A 14892-nucleotide genomic window follows, 5' to 3' on the forward strand; every position below is an offset into this window, starting at 1 on the left:
TTGACTGGAGCCATGACCGACCTACTCGAAGAACTCGCGACCCTGGTGCGCGAGCGGTACGTCCTCGAACCCGACGCCGCGAAGATCGCCGCAGACCTGGAAGACTTGGATCTCGCCGGGCTCGGCCCCGAAGTGACCGCCGAGGTGCTGACCCGGCGGCTCCAGCGCACCAACCACGACCGCCACCTGCGTGTCCGCCACAAACCCGAGGGCGCGGCGACGGGCTTCGACAGCGCCGCCTACGAAGCGCACTACGCTGCCGAAGCCCTGGTCAACGCCGGTGGCATGCGCGAGGTGCGCTTGCTCGGCGACGGCGTCGGCTACCTGCGGATCGCCCCGTACCTGTCACCCGTCCACCTCGCCGAACCGTACGTCCGCGCCGCGTTCACCCTGCTCGCCTCGGCCACCTCGCTGGTGATCGACCTGCGTGACGGGCGCGGCGGCACCCCCGAGACCGTGGCACTGATCTGCGGGTACCTGCTCGGCGGTGAGGCCGTGCACCTCCAGACCCTCGAACAGCGCGACGGACCGCCGCGCCAGTTCTGGACCTCGCCCGCCGCCACCCGGATCGACGCCCCGATCCGGGTGCTCACCAGCGCCACCACCTTCTCCGGCTGCGAGGAACTCGCGTACAACCTGCAGGCGCTCGGGCGCGCGGAGGTCGTCGGAGAGGTGACGGGCGGTGGTGCGCACCCGGTCGAGGCGGTCGCGCTGACCGACGTGCTGGAACTGCACCTGCCGATCGCCCGCTCGGTCAACGCGGTCACCGGCACCAACTGGGAGCAGGTCGGCGTGGTGCCCGACCGTCAGTGCCCCGCCGAGGAGGCATTGGCGGGCGCGGTCAGCGCACTGGACCAGAAGTCGGCGTAACGGCCACCGCGGCGGAGCAGTTCGCCGTGGCCGCCCTCCGCGACGATCCGGCCGCGATCGAGGAACACGACGCGGTCGGCTCGTTCGACGGTCCGCAGCCGGTGCGCCACCATCACCACGGTCCGCCCGGCCATCAGCCGCTCGACGCCGTCGTGCACGGCGGCCTCGTTCACCGGGTCCAGCGCGGAGGTCACCTCGTCCAGCAGCACGATCGGCGCGTCCTTGAGCAGGGCCCGCGCGATCGAGACGCGCTGGCGCTCGCCACCCGAGAGCAGCGCGCCGCCCTCGCCGACGTTCGCCGCCCAGCCACCGGGCAGCCGGTCGACCACCTCGTCCAGCCGGGCCGCGCTCGCCGCCGCCCGCACCTCGGCCTCGGTGGCTTCGGGACGGCCGAGTCGCACGTTCTCCTCGATCGTGCCGTCGAAGAGGTAGACGTCCTGGAAGACGAAGGCGATCCGCGACATCAGCACCTCGGTGCGGACGTCGCGGACGTCCAGCCCGCCCACCCGCACCACACCCGCGTCCACGTCGTAGAACCGGGCGAGCAGTTGCAGCAGCGTGCTCTTGCCCGCCCCCGACGGCCCGACGACGGCGAGCCGCTGCCCCGACGGCACCGACAACGACACCTCGTCCATCACCACGCGGTCGCCGTGCCGGAACGACACCGAGTCGAACTCCAGGTCGTAGCGGTCGGGCTGCTTCGGCTCACGCGGTTCCGGCAGCGGTTCGGTGCGCAGGACCGTGTCGAGTTTCGCCAGCACCGACCGGGCCCCGCGCAGTTTTCCGCCGATGTCGGCCAGTGACAGCAGCGGATCCGCGCAGCGGGCGGCCAGCACGAGGATCGCCAGCACCTCCGCGACGCCGATGTCCCCGCCGAGCGCGAGGTGTGCGCCGAGCACCAGCAGGACGGTGAACACCGCCTGCACCACGAGCGCCAGGCCGACCACCCCGGGCAGCGCGGTCAGCGTCGACCGGCGGGTGGCGCGCTGGACCTCGTGCAACGAGTCGTCGAGCAGGCCGAAGCGTTCCGCGGTCCGGCCGCCGGCCCGCAGCACCGGCTGGGCCTGGAGGTACTCGATCACCCGGCCGGTGGCCTGGTGGTCGCGTTCGGCGCGGTCGGTGTCGGCGGTGGCCATCGAGCGGCCCGCCCAGACCTGGACCAGCACCACCAGCGGCACGGCGAGCAACGCGGCCAGCCCCAGCGGGGTGTGGTAGGCGAGCAGCACGGCGACGATGGTCAACGGGGTCACGCAGGCGGATATGAAGGGGGACAACAGGTGCGCGATGACGCCCATCGCCTCCAGCACGCCGTGGCTGGCCGTGGCCGAGACCTCGCCGACCCGTGCGGCGCTGTACCAGCCGATGGGCAGCCGGGCCAGGTGGTCGCCGAGGCGGTGGTACATCCCCCGCAGCAACGTGGTCCCGGCGCGGAAACCGGACAGGTCGCTGGCGTAACGCAGGACCGCGTAGGCCGCGACCGCGCCACCGAAGCCGAGCAGCCAGGGCCACGCGTCTCCCGGCGCCGGCCCGAAGAGCGCGCTCAGCACGGGGACCAGCAGGGCGTACGACAAGCCCTCGGTCACCGCCGTCACGGTCATCAGCACCACCGTGCGCCGCACCGGCCGCGCGTACTCGTTCCCCAGTACGCGCAACAACATCCGGATCATCGGGACACCTCCTGTCGACGTTCGGTCAGCACGCCGTTCTCCAGCGCCACCACCGTGTCGGCGTCGGCGATGGTCTCCTGCCGGTGGGCGATGACCAGGATCGTGCGCTCGCCGGCCAGCGTCGCCAGCGCCCGGCGGACGGCCTGTTCGGTTTGCGGATCGGCGAACGCGGTCGCCTCGTCGAGCACCAGTACCGGCGCGTCGGCGAGCAGGGCGCGGGCGAGCGAGATGCGCTGCGCCTCCCCACCGGAGAGCCCGATTTCCTCCCCCAGCACGGTTTCGTAGCCGTGCGGCAGTTCGAGGATCCGGTCGTGGATGTTCGCCAGCTCGGCCGCGCGGACCACGTCGTCGAGCCCGGCCCGCGGTACCGCCAGCGCGATGTTCTCGGCGACCGTCGCCCGCAGCAGGCGGACGTCCTGGAAGACGAACGAGACCCGCCGGTACAGCTCCTGGCTGCTGATCTCACGCAGGTCCACACCACCGATCCGGACCGAACCCCCGGTGGGGTCGAAGAAGCGGGGCAGCAGTTGGACCAAAGTGGACTTGCCGCTGCCGGAGGCCCCGGTGAGCGCGGTGACCGTGCCCGGTTCGAGCACCAGATCGACCCCGCGCAGTACCTCGTGCCCGCTGTCGTAACCGAACCGGACGTTACACAGTTCCACCCGGTTCCCCTGCGGTACCAACGGCTTCTCCGGTTCGGGCAGCGGTTCGACGCCGAGCACCTCCCGGATCCGGCCGATCGCGCGGCGGGCCGCCTGCAGGTCGTCGAACCCGTGGCCCAGTGCCGCCACCGGCGCGGTCAGGCCGAGGCCGAGCAGCAGGAACGGCAGCAGGTCCGCCGGGGCCAGCCCGCCGCCGGTGATCAGCAGCGCGCCCCCGATCAGCACCACCAGCAGCACGAACGGTGGCGACAGCGCCAGTTGCATCCCGGCCGCGGGCACCGACATGCCGTGCACCCACCGGTTGAAGGTGCCGACGAAGTCGTCCGCCGCGGTGCGGAACCGGCGGTGTGCGCGGTCGCCCCCGCCGAACGCCTTGACCACCGCGATGCCCTGCACGAACTCGACCACCGAGTTCGAGATCCGGCCCATGGCCGCGTCGAACTCCTCCTGCTCGCGCAGCCGCGCCGGGGTCATCATCAGCGGGACCGCGGCCACCGCCAGCACCACCGGGATCAGCGTGATCAGGGTCAGCCGCCAGTCGATGGTGACCAGGTAGACCAGCGAAACCAGCGGCACAACGAACGCGGCGACGAGTTCACCGGGGGCGTGGGCGATGACCGGGTGCACCGCGCCCACGTCCTCGCCGACCACCTTCGCCAGCTCACCGGTCCGGCGCCGGGAGAACCAGCCGATCGGCACGCGGCCGAGATGCTCGGCCAGCCGGCGGCGGAACGACAGCTGCACGCGGCCGTCGAGCGCGTGCCCGATGCCGGAGGACGCGGCGGTGAACAGCAGGCGGACCAGGAGCCCCGCCGCGCCCGCGAGCACCACGGTCCACACCCGGTCGTGGTCGGCGGGCCCCGGGGACAGCAGCACCCGGCCCAGTTCGACGACCGCCAGCAGCGGTGCCAACCCCGCGAGGGCACCGATGACCTGGAGCACCACCACCGCGGTGAAGCCGCGGGCGTGCGGTCTGAGCAGTCCGTCCATCAGTCCGCCAGCGCCCGGCGCAGCACGCCGCCGAGTTCGGCGATCTGGCGCTGCGACACGTCGGCGGTGATGATCGCCTGCGACCCGTGGAAGGTGCCCGGCCACTGGTGCAGTTCGACCGAGACCCCGGCCTGGAGCAGGCGCAGCGCGTACTCGATGTTCTCGTCGCGGTTGGGGCAGAACTCCGCGCTGGCGACGTAGGCCGGCGGCAGGCCGGACAGGTCGGTGGCGCGCGCCGGGGCCGCGTACTGGGTGGCGGTCCGGCCGCTCAGGTAGTGGCCCCACATGGACGACACCTTCGCGCGGTTGACCCAGGGCGTGTCGGTGAAGGTGCGGGCCGACCACGACTGCTGCCGGTCGTCCAGCCCCGGCTGGTTGAGCAGCTGGAACCGGATCGCCGGGCCCTGTTCGTCACGGGCCCGCAGGGCCACCCCGGCGGCGAGCCCGCCCCCGGCGCTGTGCCCGCCGACCGCGACGCGGGCCGGGTCGACGCCGAACTCGGCCGCGTGCTCGGCCGTCCAGGCCAGTGCCGCGTAGCTGTCGTCGAGCGCGGCCGGGAACGGGTTCTCCGGGGCCAGGCGGTACCCCACCGAGACCACCACGACGCCGGCGGCTTCGGCGAGCCGGGCCGCCCAGGGGTGCTCGGTGTCCAGCGTGCCCATCACCCAGCCACCGCCGTGCAGCCAGACCAGGGCGCCCTGCGCCTCGTGCGGGCGGTAGACGCGCACCGGCACGTCCGGCTCACCGGGCACCAGGTGGTCCTCGACGGTCATGCCGCTGGTGTCCGGCTGGGGCACGGAGGTGGCGAGATCGGCGAAGTTCTTGCGGTCGACGGCCGGGTCGTTCAGGTTGGCCGGCGGGAAGAGCGGGATGAAGGCTTCGAGTTCGGGATCCATGACGGTCAGCCTGCCCGGGGTGGCCGCCCGGATCGTCCGCCAAGCGTCGCGCGTTCCGGCCACCTCGCGCAACGAATGCCGCGTACGCTGCGGTCATGGAGGCTTTGGTCGCGCGGTTGTCGCACCTGGACCCGGACGCGGAGGGCGTGCTCCGGGTGGTGATGTTCTACGACACGCTGATGCGGCGCCGGGTCGACCTGCCCGCGCTCGCCCGTGCCTCGGCGGGGCTGGCCGGGTGCGTGGCGGCCATCCGGCTCCACGGCACCGGCCGCACGATCCGCGTGTCACCCGACGGCGGGGCGGTGACCGGTGAGCCGCTGCCCGTGTCCACCACGATGCCGGTCACCCTCGACGACGAGGAGATCGGCTCGGTGTGGCTGGAGCGCGCCGGTGAGCCCGGCACGCTCGACGAGGCGCTGCTGGACCGGCTCGCCATCGCGGTGGCGACGGTGGTCGAGCGGTACAGCCCGGCGCGCACCACCATGGCCGACCCGGCGCTGGTCGAGCTGGTGGTCAGCGCCGCCACCGACGACGCGGCCAGGAACCGGGCGCTGCGGTTGCTGGGTTTCGGGGCCGACGTGCCGATCCGGGTGGTGGCCGTGCGGTCGTCGCTGCCGCTGGACCAGCTCGGCGGCCTGGTCTGCCCGGCCCGTCCGGTGAAGGCGGCGCCGCTGGCCGACGTCGGCATCATCCTGGCCGCTTCGGTGGATCCGGCACGCTTCCCGGACGGGGTGTGCGCGGGCATCGGGGCGGCCGGGAGCCCGGACCGCTCCTGGCAGGAGGCGCGGACGGCGTTGCGGTTCACCACCGCGCGCCGGCCGGTGGTCCACTTCGCCGAGCTGGGGGCACTGGCGTTGCTGGCGCAGGTACCCGCGGAAACCGTGCGGGACAACGCGGACGTGACGGCGGTCGGCGCGCTGGCCCCGGATGATTTGTCTACTTTGGACGCCTACTGCACCACGGGCTCCCTGCGGCGGGCGGCGGATCTGCTGCACCTGCACCACAGCAGCGTGAGCAGGCGGCTGGAGCAGATCGGGAAGGTGCTGGGCATCGAACTGACCGAACCCGCGGGCCTGGTCCGGGCCCAGGTGGCCCTGACCGCCTGGCGATTGTGCGCAGAGGCGGGCCACTAGGGCTTGGGGCGCGCGCCGGGCGGCGCCAGGAATCCTTGCATCCCGCGGGTTTGCGCTTCGGGTCGCCGCGCGGGTTCGTCCGCCGTAGGCCCAGTGTTCGGTAGGGCTGGCCCCAGGGCCACCCGGGGGGAGCGCCCGATGGTCCCCGGCGGCCGCGAAAGCCAAAGTTGATCAAGTGAAAATCAACCAGCTCAAAATCGCCGCGGTGGGCGCCGTTGCCGTCGCCGGTCTCACCGCGGCCTGCGGTACCGCCCAGCAAGCGCCCGCGAGTGAACCGGGCCGCGGCACCGTGGTCTCGGTGACGCCCGTGGCCGATCTCGCCCCCGCCGAGGTCACCGCCCGGTTGCGGGCGGCCGGGATCGACGCGGCCCAGGTCCGCTTCGGGGTGAGCGCGCAGCGCGTGGTCTACCGGACTATCGGCACGAACGGCGAACCGACCACGGCCAGCCAGCTGGTCGCCTTTCCCCGGAACGAGCGGAGCGACCTGAGCGTGGTGTCCTGGCTGCACGGCACCACCGTCTACCGGGGAGACGTCGCGTCGGTGAAGGAGGAGTCCACCGACCGGGCGGCGGCGCTGTTGTTCGCCTCCACCGGGCAGGCCGTGTCCGCCCCCGACTACCTCGGGCTCGGCGAAGGGCCGGGCACGCATCCCTACGGGCATCCCGAAGCCACCGTTTCCGCCGCGCTGGACGCGTTGCGGGCGGCCAGGGACGTCGCGAGCGGTCAGGGGAGGACCTTCGACGAACGCGTGCGGGTCAGCGGTTTCTCCCAGGGCGGCCCGGCCACCATGATGTTCGGCCGGGCGCTGCGGGACGGCGCCGATCCCGCGTTCTCGCTGGGCGGGCTCGCGCCGATCGCCGGGCCGTTCCACCTGAGCCGGTTCGAAGCGGCGGCGGCCGAGGACAAGATCGACAAGGCGGCGCTCTACCTGGCGTACTTCGCCACCGCGTGGGACCGGATGTACGGCCTCTACGACTCGCCGTCCCAGGCGTTCCGCGCGCCGTACGACGCTCAGGTGGAGACGTTGTTCGACGGTGAGCACCAGACCGGGGAGATCGCGACGGCGCTGCCACCGGTGGCGAAGGACCTGTTCACCGAGCAGTTCCTGGCCGAGGTGCGCAACCCGGCCGGGGTGCTGCGGGACCGGTTGCGGCCATTGGACACCACCTGCGACTGGAAGCCGGAGGTACCCGTGCACCTCTTCCACGCCGCCGGTGACCGGGACGTCGACTTCGCCAACTCCGAGCACTGCCGCGGGCAACTCCTCGCCCACGGTGCCGAGCCGCGGCTGACCGACGTCGGAGCGGTCGATCACAACGGCAGTGTGCGGGTGGCCCTGCCCCAGGTGGCACGGGAGTTCACCCCGGCGTGACCGGTCACATCCGCGCGGCGCCCGCTCTGATCGCGTCGCGGATGCGCGGGTACGTGCCGCAGCGGCAGATGTTCCGCAGCCCGTCGAGGTCCGCGTCGGTGAGGACGCGGCCTTCGGCGGCGGCGCGGCGCGCCAGCACCACGGCGGCCATGATCTGACCCGGCTGGCAGTAACCGCACTGGGCGACGTCGTGGTCCAGCCAGGCCTGCTGCATCGGGTGCAGCTCCTCGCCCGCCAGACCCTCGATGGTGGTCACCTCGTCGGTGGGCCGGAGCTCGCCGACCGGGATGGCGCACGGGTTCACCGCCTCCCCGTTGAGGTGGCTGGTGCACGCCTTGCACACGTTGATGCCGCACCCGTACTTCGGGCCGGTGATGCCGAGCAGGTCGCGCAGCACCCACAGCAGGCGCACCTGGTCGTCGACGTCCACCGTCACCTGCTCGCCGTTGACGCGGAAGGTGTGTTCAGGCATGGGTCCTCCCGTCCACAGGGGACTCGGGGATGGGCGGGATGGTCGGCTTCGGCTCGAACGAGAGCGTGCCGTGGTTGATCGGGAACGTGGTCGGCATCGTGCCGGTGGCGCGGCCGTAGGCGCAGGCGACCGCCGCCATCGCCGGAGCGACACCGAGTTCGCCCGCGCCGCCGGGATCGTCGGAGGTGCTCGGCAGGACGATGACCCGGAAGTCGGTGGGCGTGTTCCACTGGCGGGTGTAGAAGTAGTTGTCCCAGCTGGCTTCCAGGAAGTAACCGTCGCGCAGGTGCAGGCTCGCGGTCAGCGCCAGCGCGATGCCGTCCATCGCCCCGCCCATCAGCTGCGCCTCCAGCCCGCGCGGGTTCACCGCCAGGCCGACGTCCACGGCGACCACCATCTTGGTCACCCGCGGCCCGCCGACCCCGTCGCGAATGGGCCGGTTGACCGTTTCCGGGCGGCAATCGAGCTCCACCAGCACCGCACTGGCCGATTTGTACTCCGCGTGGAAGGCGATGCCCTGCGCGAAACCGGACGGCATCGACCGGCCCCAGCCACCGGCTTCGGCGGCCTTGTCCAGCACCGCGCGGTGCCGGTCGTCGCGCAGGAACTCGCGCCGGAACTGGTAGGGGTCCTTCTTCATCCGAGCGGCCAGCTGGTCGACCACGAGCTCCCGCGCACAGGTCACGTCGGGGGAGTAGACGTTGCGCATGCTGCCGGTGTTGAAGCCCTTGGCGGTCTCGCTCAGCAACCGGCCGCTCACCCCGAAGTTGTACGACATCTCCTGGCTGAGCTGGAAGAACGTCTCGGAGAAGCCGATGTCACCGACCGGCAGCCGGGCGGCCATCGCGGTGAACAGCTCGCCGAGCCCGTGCCCGAAATCGGTGGACACGCTGGTGTGCCGCTGTTCGTAACCGAGCACCACCCCGCCGAGATAGGCGGCCCGCACCCGCGAGGTGGCCATCGGGTGGGTGCGGCCCTGCCGGGAGTCGTCGGCGCGGTGCCACATCAGCTTGACCGGCTTGCCGATCCGCTGCGACACCTCGGCGGCTTCCAGCGCGGCGTCGAAGAACAGCTTGCGCCCGAAGGAACCGCCGCCCTCGGTGACGTGCACGGTGACCTTGTGCGGGGGCAGCCCGAGCTTCGCCGCGATCGTCTGCTTGGCCACGATCGGCGACTTCAGCGCGGAGAAGATCTCGGCGCGGTCGGCCCGCACGTCGGCGATCGCGCAGTTCGGTTCCAGCGCGCTGTTCCCGCGGAACTGGAAGGTGAACTTGGCCTCCACCACCGGGGTCGGCGGCCTCGGCCCGAGCGGCAGTTCGGCGGCGGCCAGCTGCCCGAGCACCGACTGGTCGGATTTCCCTTCGGCCGTACCGGGTTTCCAGTTCACCCGCAGCGCGCGCACACCGTCGATGCACTGGCCGAAGGTTTCCGCGCGCACCGCCACCCCGGTGGAGATCACCACCACGTCGGTGATCCCCGGCAGGGCCAGCACCTCGGCGGTGTTGGCCACCGAGCCGACCTTGCCGTTGATGGTCGGCGGGCGGCACACCATGGTCGGCTTCGCGCCCGGCACGGCGAGGTCCATCGCGAACTTCTTGCGCCCGGTCACCGCGTCCAGCGCGTCGATCCGGTTGTGCGGCTTGCCGATGACGGTGAAGCTCTCCCGCGAGCCGAGTTCCACCGCCACCTGCTCGGTCCGCGTGCTCGCGGCTTTCCCCGCGAGCGCACCGATTTCCACGCGGTGCCCCGCCCGGCCGGTGATCACCCCGTCCCGCAGCGACAGCTCGGCCACCGGCGCGCCTAGTGACGCCGAGGCCGCCGCCAGCAGGCGGGACCGGGCGAGCGCGGCGGCGACCCGGATCGGGGTGTAGGTCGCGATGGTGGTGTTCGACCCGCCGGTGAGCTGGTTGAACAGCAGTTCCGGGCGGGCGTCGGCGAGCGAGACGCGCACGCGGTCCACGGCTACGCCCAGCTCCTCGGCGATCAGCATGGCCGACGAGGTGGTGATGCCCTGGCCGACCTCCGCCCTGGGCAGGGCGAACGACACCGTGCCGTCGGTGTTGACCTCCACCGAGATCAGCCCGGCGGTGGGCAGGGCCGCGGCGGTCAGCACGTCGTTGAGGTCGACCAGCCGGGTCAGTTCCGGCGACGGCACCTGGGCTTCCGCCTCCGGGGTGAGACCGGCGGCGGTGACCAGGGTCGGTGCCGCCAGCACGTAGCCCAGGAACCGCCGCCGCCCGAAGTCCGCGCCCATCACTCCGGCCGGTTGGTGGTCGGGATCTCGATCTTCGTCTCCTTGCCCTTGGTGAGGTAGAACAGGATGTACTGCCGCGCGGCCTCGTCGAGCACCCACGCGGCCTCGGGCACCAGCGGCAGCGGGACCAGGCCCTCGCGGAACTTCACCAGCGCCGGCCAGGCCGCGGTGACCAGCGGGCCCCACACCGGTTCGCGGCCGATGCCGTCCCAGTCGGCCACCTGGTCGCCCACCAGGTAGCGCGCCAGCGCGTTGCACAGCGGCCTGCTGATGCTGCCGGGGCTGGTCTGCTCGGCGAGCTGGCCCAGCAGCACGTCGGTCAGCTCGACGCCCTCGGGGGTCGGGCCCATGTTCGGCGGCAGCACCTGGTCCGACTGGGCTTCCGCGGCCGCCCAGGTGGCCGGGATGTACTCGTCGCGGATGCCGAGCAGGTGCGCGGTCACCTGCCACACGTGCAGGTAGGCGGTCGACTGCGCCGGGGTGATCGGCACCTTCCAGTCCCGCATCCGGCGCATCGCGAACGTGGGCAGCGTGTGCCAGGTGACCAGCATGTCCTCCTGGCTGATCGGGATGTCGCCGGTCCACTGTGGAGACTGCTGCAGCAGGTGGCGCACCGCCGCGTGCACCAGCCGCGTCTTCACCGCCTCGACGATGCACGACCCCTCCGGCCGGTAGGCGTCCAGCGCGCCGACCGCGAAGCCGAGGATGCTGGTCTTGGCCACGCGGTCCTCCATGTCCGCGCCGCCCTTGGAGTAGTAGACCGACCGGGCCTCCTTGGGAATGGCGGTGCTCAGCATGCCGCCGCCGACCCCGTTGAGCAGGTTGAGGTACAGGCCCCTGGACTTGTTGAACTCGGCCGCGGTCTCCAGCTTCCCCCTGTCCGCCCACGACGGCAGCTGGCGGGCCTTCTCCATGAACGCCCGCAGGTCGGCGGGCAGCCCGGCGGGCAGCGGCTGGTCGTTGCGGGTCCAGTTCCACAGCAGCTTGTTGACCTCGGGCACCGCGCCGCCGTCGAGCAGGGACGCGACCAGTGGATCGGCCTCGGCGTCCCACACCCACCGCGGGTCGGCGCCCGCACCGGCCCCGGCCACCGAACCGCTCGGTGACCAGGTCCAGTCCAGCAGCGAACGCGCGTGTGCCGGGGCGGCCGCGCCGAGTGCGCCGAGCGCGCCCAGCGCCCCGCCCGAGACCAGCATCCGGCGCCTGCTGAGTTCCGCCATGCCTGCCTCCTTCCTTGACTGTCTACTCAGGACGGTTGGTGTCGGGGATCTCGATGCTGATCGGTTTGGCCTCGGACAGGAACAGCAGGGCGGCCTTGCGCAGGAATTCGTCGAACAGCCAGTACGCCTTGGGAGCCAGCGGCAGCGGGAGCAGGCCTTCGCGCACCTTGATGAACGGTTCCCAGGCCACGTCGAGCAGCGAGTCCCAGAGCGGTTCGTGGCCGATCTTCAGCCAGCCGGCGATCTCGTCGCCGAGCATGAACCGGGTGAACGCGCCGAGAATGGGCTTGCTGAGGATGCCGCCGTCGACCGAGGAACCCAGGTTGAGCAGGATGTCGGCGAGCTTGACGCCCTCCGGCGTCGGGGCCAGCACCGGGTCCAGCACTTCCTTCGCCTGCGAGTTCGCCTCGTCCCAGGTCGCCGGGATGTACTCGTCCTTGATGCCGAGCATGTGCGCGCCCAGCTGCCACGAGTGCAGGAAGGCGGTGGATTCGCCGGCCGGGATCGGCACCTTCCACGCGGCCAGCTTCTGCATCACCGTGGTCGGCAGGCTGTGCCAGGTGACCATCATGTCCCGCTGGCTGATCGGGATCTCCTCGTCGGCCACGCCGGGCCAGTGCGCGGACTGCGGCAGCAGGTGGCGCACCGCGGCGTGCACCAGCCGCGTCTTGACGCAGGTGACGATCATTTCGCCGTCGGGGGAGTAGGCGTTGCGGGTGCCGATGTCGTAACCGAGCTTGGCGGTCTTGGAGATGCGGTCCTTCATGTCCGCGCCGCCCTGCGAGTAGTAGACCGCGCGGGCTTCCTTCGGGATGACCGTGCTCATCATGCCGCTGGCCAGGCCGTACAGCACGCCCAGGTAGAGGCCGCGCTTCTCGTTGAACTCGTACGCGGTGGCCAGCTTGCCGTGGTCGGCCCAGGCCGGGAGCTGGCGGGCCTTCTCCATGAACGCCCGCAGGTCGGCGGGCAGCCCGGCGGGCAGCGGCTGGCCGTTGCGGGTCCACGTCCGCAGCAGCTGGTTGACCATGGGCACGTCACCGCGGTCGAGCAGGGAGGCGACCAGTTCGTCGGCCTCCGGGTCCCACACCCACCGCGGATCGGCACCCGCGCCGGTGCCTGCCACCGAGCCGGAGGGCGCCCAGGTCCACGCCGACTGGGCCTGCGCCGGGGAGACCACACCGAGCGCGCCGAGCGCACCCAGGGCCCCGCCGGCCTTCAACACGTTGCGCCTGCTGAATTTGTCCATGCTTTCGCGCTTCCTCCTTGAAGACGGAGAGCATTCGATGGCGAGCGTTGATACGATGAAACGCGTAGTGATTCTGCGTATCACCATAAGAGCACACCGGGTCAAGCCCTCACAAGGGCGACTTGGCGCAGGCTCGGCGGCTGGGGCAGAATCAACCGACTCAGGAGGAGAACTTGGAACCTGCGCTGTCCGTCCTCATGGCCGCGGGTGCGGAGTCGCTGCTGGAACGCGCGTACACCGACGCCGTGGAGCGGGTGGACGACCTGGACGAGGCCCGCGCGCGGGTGCTCGACGCCGCCTACGAGCAGTTCTGCCGCCTGGGCATCCAGCGGTCGACGATGGAGGACGTGGCCCGGCGGGCCGGGGTCTCGCGGATCACCGTGTACCGGCGGTTCGCCACCAAGGACGCGCTGGTGGAGCAGGTGGTGCGGCGCGAGTTCCGGCGCTACTTCGACCAGTTCCTCGTCGACATCGAGCAGGCCGAGACCGCGGCCGACCGGGTGGTGCTGGGTTTTGTCAGTTCCCTGCGGGCGATTCGCGGCAACCCGCTGATCGGCGGCCTGATGCAGGCGGAGCCCGACCTGCTGGTCCCGTCGATGATCAGCGACGGCGGCCGGACGCTGGCCACCGTGCGGCAGTTCGTGGCGGGCCAGCTCCGGCGCGAACAGCGCGCGGGCACCGTCCGGGCCGACCTGGACGCCGACGTGGTGGCCGAGCTGATGGTCCGGGTGTCGGCCTCCTTCCTGGCCATCCCGAGCCACGTCATCGACCTGGACGACGACGGGCAGCTGGCCGAGGTGGCCAGGAAGTTCCTGGTCCCGATGCTGGACGTGACGGGCTGAGCAACCTGCGGGTCACCTGAAGATCGGCCCGTGTTCCTGGCGGGTCGCCGCCCGGGCTGCCCACAATCGGGGCATGGCTGTTCTCGACGAACGGGCCGCCGCCCGGCGGCTGGCGGAGCGGTTCGGCTTCGGGCCCCGGCCGGGGCAGCCGGTCCCGGGGCTGGACGAGCTGCTCGCGCCCGGTGGGCCCCGCCAGGCGCCGCAGTTGTCCGGCGACAACAAAGACAAGAAAGACAAGAAAGCCCGAGCGGATCAGGAACGCGAGCTGGCGATCTGGTGGCTGGACCGCATGGTCGCCGACGACGCCGAGCGCCTCACCTGGTTCTGGCACGGGCACTTCGCCACCAGCGAGCAGAAGGTCCGCGACCCCGCACTGATGCTGGCCCAGAACGAGACCTTCCACCGCCTCGGCCGCGGCGGGTTCACCGAGCTGGCCAGGGCGCTGGTGGTGGACGCCGCGATGCTCAAGTGGCTGGACGGCAACGACAACGAGGTCGGCTCACCGAACGAGAACCTGGCCCGCGAGTTCCTCGAACTCTTCGCGCTGGGCGTCGGCCACTACACCGAGCAGGACGTGCGCGAGTCCGCCCGCGCGCTCACCGGGTGGACGCTGAAGTCCGGCGAGGCCAAGCTCAACCCCAAACGGCAGGACCGCGAACCCAAGCAGATCTTCGGCCAGACCGGCGACTTCACCGCGGAGTCCTTTGTGGACCTCGTGCTCGCGAGGCCGGAGTCCGCCGCGTTCGTCACCGGTCGCTTGTGGTTCCGTCTGGTCTCGCCGACGCCACCACCACCCGACGCGCATCAGCGCATCATCGCCGCTTACGGCCCAGGCCGGGACATTCACGCCGCCCTACGGGCGATCGCCGCCGAACCGGCGTTCCGCGACGAGACAGCGACGATCGTCAAGCAACCGGTCGAGTGGCTCGTCGGACTGCTCCGCGCGACCGGCCTCAAAGCGAGCGATCTCGACGCGAAGAAGCTGCTCAACGGCCTGCGCGGGATGGGCCAGCTGCCGTTCCGCCCGCCGAGCGTCGGCGGCTGGCCCGCCGGTGGGGCGTGGCTGACCACGTCCGCGGGCGTGGCGCGGCTGAACCTCGCGCGTCTCGTCGCCCAGAAGGCGGAAGCGCTGGACCGGATACCGGAAACGCTCGGCGTGGACACCTGGTCGGACCGCACCAAGGGCGCGCTCGACCGCGTCGCCCGGGACCCGCGCACCCAGCTCGCGGTGGCCGCCTGCGCCCCCGAGTACGTGGTGAGCGGATGAG

The 14892-nt window shown here is 71.8% G+C and carries 12 protein-coding genes; 5 read left to right on the top strand and 7 right to left on the bottom strand.

Going from position 1 to position 14892, the window contains the following annotated elements:
* Positions 1 to 12 precede the first annotated feature (12 nt).
* Positions 13 to 870, top strand: coding sequence for a S41 family peptidase (locus tag JYK18_RS25000; RefSeq protein ID WP_206805511.1), 858 nt, complete (start codon positions 13 to 15; stop codon positions 868 to 870).
* On the opposite strand, the gene JYK18_RS25005 is transcribed toward JYK18_RS25000, so the two are convergent.
* The 3 genes from JYK18_RS25005 to JYK18_RS25015 are packed head-to-tail and all read right to left on the bottom strand — an operon-like array spanning position 807 to position 5085.
* The gene (locus JYK18_RS25005) at positions 807 to 2537 is read right to left on the bottom strand and encodes an ABC transporter ATP-binding protein (protein WP_206805513.1); all 1731 of its coding nucleotides are present in this window, start codon (positions 2535 to 2537) and stop codon (positions 807 to 809) included. The genes JYK18_RS25000 and JYK18_RS25005 overlap by 64 nt on opposite strands.
* Complete coding sequence (locus tag JYK18_RS25010) at positions 2534 to 4189, bottom strand: ABC transporter ATP-binding protein (protein ID WP_206805515.1); 1656 nt, start codon at positions 4187 to 4189, stop codon at positions 2534 to 2536. Before JYK18_RS25010 ends, JYK18_RS25005 begins: the two co-directional genes overlap by 4 nt.
* Positions 4189 to 5085 (bottom strand): alpha/beta hydrolase, encoded by an 897-nt coding sequence (locus JYK18_RS25015; protein WP_206808105.1) that lies wholly within the window; start codon positions 5083 to 5085, stop codon positions 4189 to 4191. Before JYK18_RS25015 ends, JYK18_RS25010 begins: the two co-directional genes overlap by 1 nt.
* Positions 5086 to 5180: 95 nt before the next feature.
* On the opposite strand from JYK18_RS25015, the gene JYK18_RS25020 reads away from it, so the two are divergent.
* A complete protein-coding gene (locus JYK18_RS25020; protein WP_206805523.1) occupies positions 5181 to 6218 on the top strand; it encodes a helix-turn-helix domain-containing protein in 1038 nt (345 codons plus the stop codon).
* A gap of 175 nt (positions 6219 to 6393) precedes the next feature.
* Positions 6394 to 7590 (top strand): lipase family protein, encoded by a 1197-nt coding sequence (locus tag JYK18_RS25025; protein ID WP_206805525.1) that lies wholly within the window; start codon positions 6394 to 6396, stop codon positions 7588 to 7590.
* Positions 7591 to 7594: 4 nt separating this feature from the next.
* Here the strand turns inward: JYK18_RS25025 and JYK18_RS25030 are convergent, their stop codons facing one another.
* From JYK18_RS25030 to JYK18_RS25045, 4 genes are read right to left on the bottom strand one after another with little or no spacing between them, the layout of a single operon-like run.
* Positions 7595 to 8062 carry a (2Fe-2S)-binding protein gene (locus tag JYK18_RS25030; RefSeq protein ID WP_206805527.1) on the bottom strand — a complete coding sequence of 156 codons (468 nt, stop codon included), beginning with the start codon at positions 8060 to 8062 and terminating at the stop codon, positions 7595 to 7597.
* Positions 8055 to 10316, bottom strand: a complete 2262-nt coding sequence (locus JYK18_RS25035; protein ID WP_206805533.1) for a molybdopterin cofactor-binding domain-containing protein — start codon at positions 10314 to 10316, stop codon at positions 8055 to 8057. Before JYK18_RS25035 ends, JYK18_RS25030 begins: the two co-directional genes overlap by 8 nt.
* A complete protein-coding gene (locus JYK18_RS25040) occupies positions 10316 to 11536 on the bottom strand; it encodes an oxygenase MpaB family protein (protein ID WP_206805534.1) in 1221 nt (406 codons plus the stop codon). Before JYK18_RS25040 ends, JYK18_RS25035 begins: the two co-directional genes overlap by 1 nt.
* A 22-nt stretch (positions 11537 to 11558) precedes the next feature.
* Positions 11559 to 12782: an oxygenase MpaB family protein gene (locus JYK18_RS25045; RefSeq protein WP_206805535.1), complete on the bottom strand. Its 1224-nt coding sequence runs from the start codon at positions 12780 to 12782 to the stop codon at positions 11559 to 11561.
* 173 nt (positions 12783 to 12955) lie between these two features.
* Here JYK18_RS25045 and JYK18_RS25050 point away from each other — a divergent pair, with 173 nt between their 5' ends.
* Together JYK18_RS25050 and JYK18_RS25055 are read left to right on the top strand one after the other, a co-directional pair.
* A complete protein-coding gene (locus JYK18_RS25050; protein WP_206805536.1) occupies positions 12956 to 13624 on the top strand; it encodes a TetR/AcrR family transcriptional regulator in 669 nt (222 codons plus the stop codon).
* Positions 13625 to 13697: 73 nt separating this feature from the next.
* Positions 13698 to 14891, top strand: a complete 1194-nt coding sequence (locus tag JYK18_RS25055) for a DUF1800 family protein (RefSeq protein WP_206805537.1) — start codon at positions 13698 to 13700, stop codon at positions 14889 to 14891.
* Position 14892: the final 1 nt, after the last annotated feature.

The organism is Amycolatopsis sp. 195334CR, from assembly GCF_017309385.1.
In the GTDB taxonomy this organism is placed as follows: domain Bacteria; phylum Actinomycetota; class Actinomycetes; order Mycobacteriales; family Pseudonocardiaceae; genus Amycolatopsis.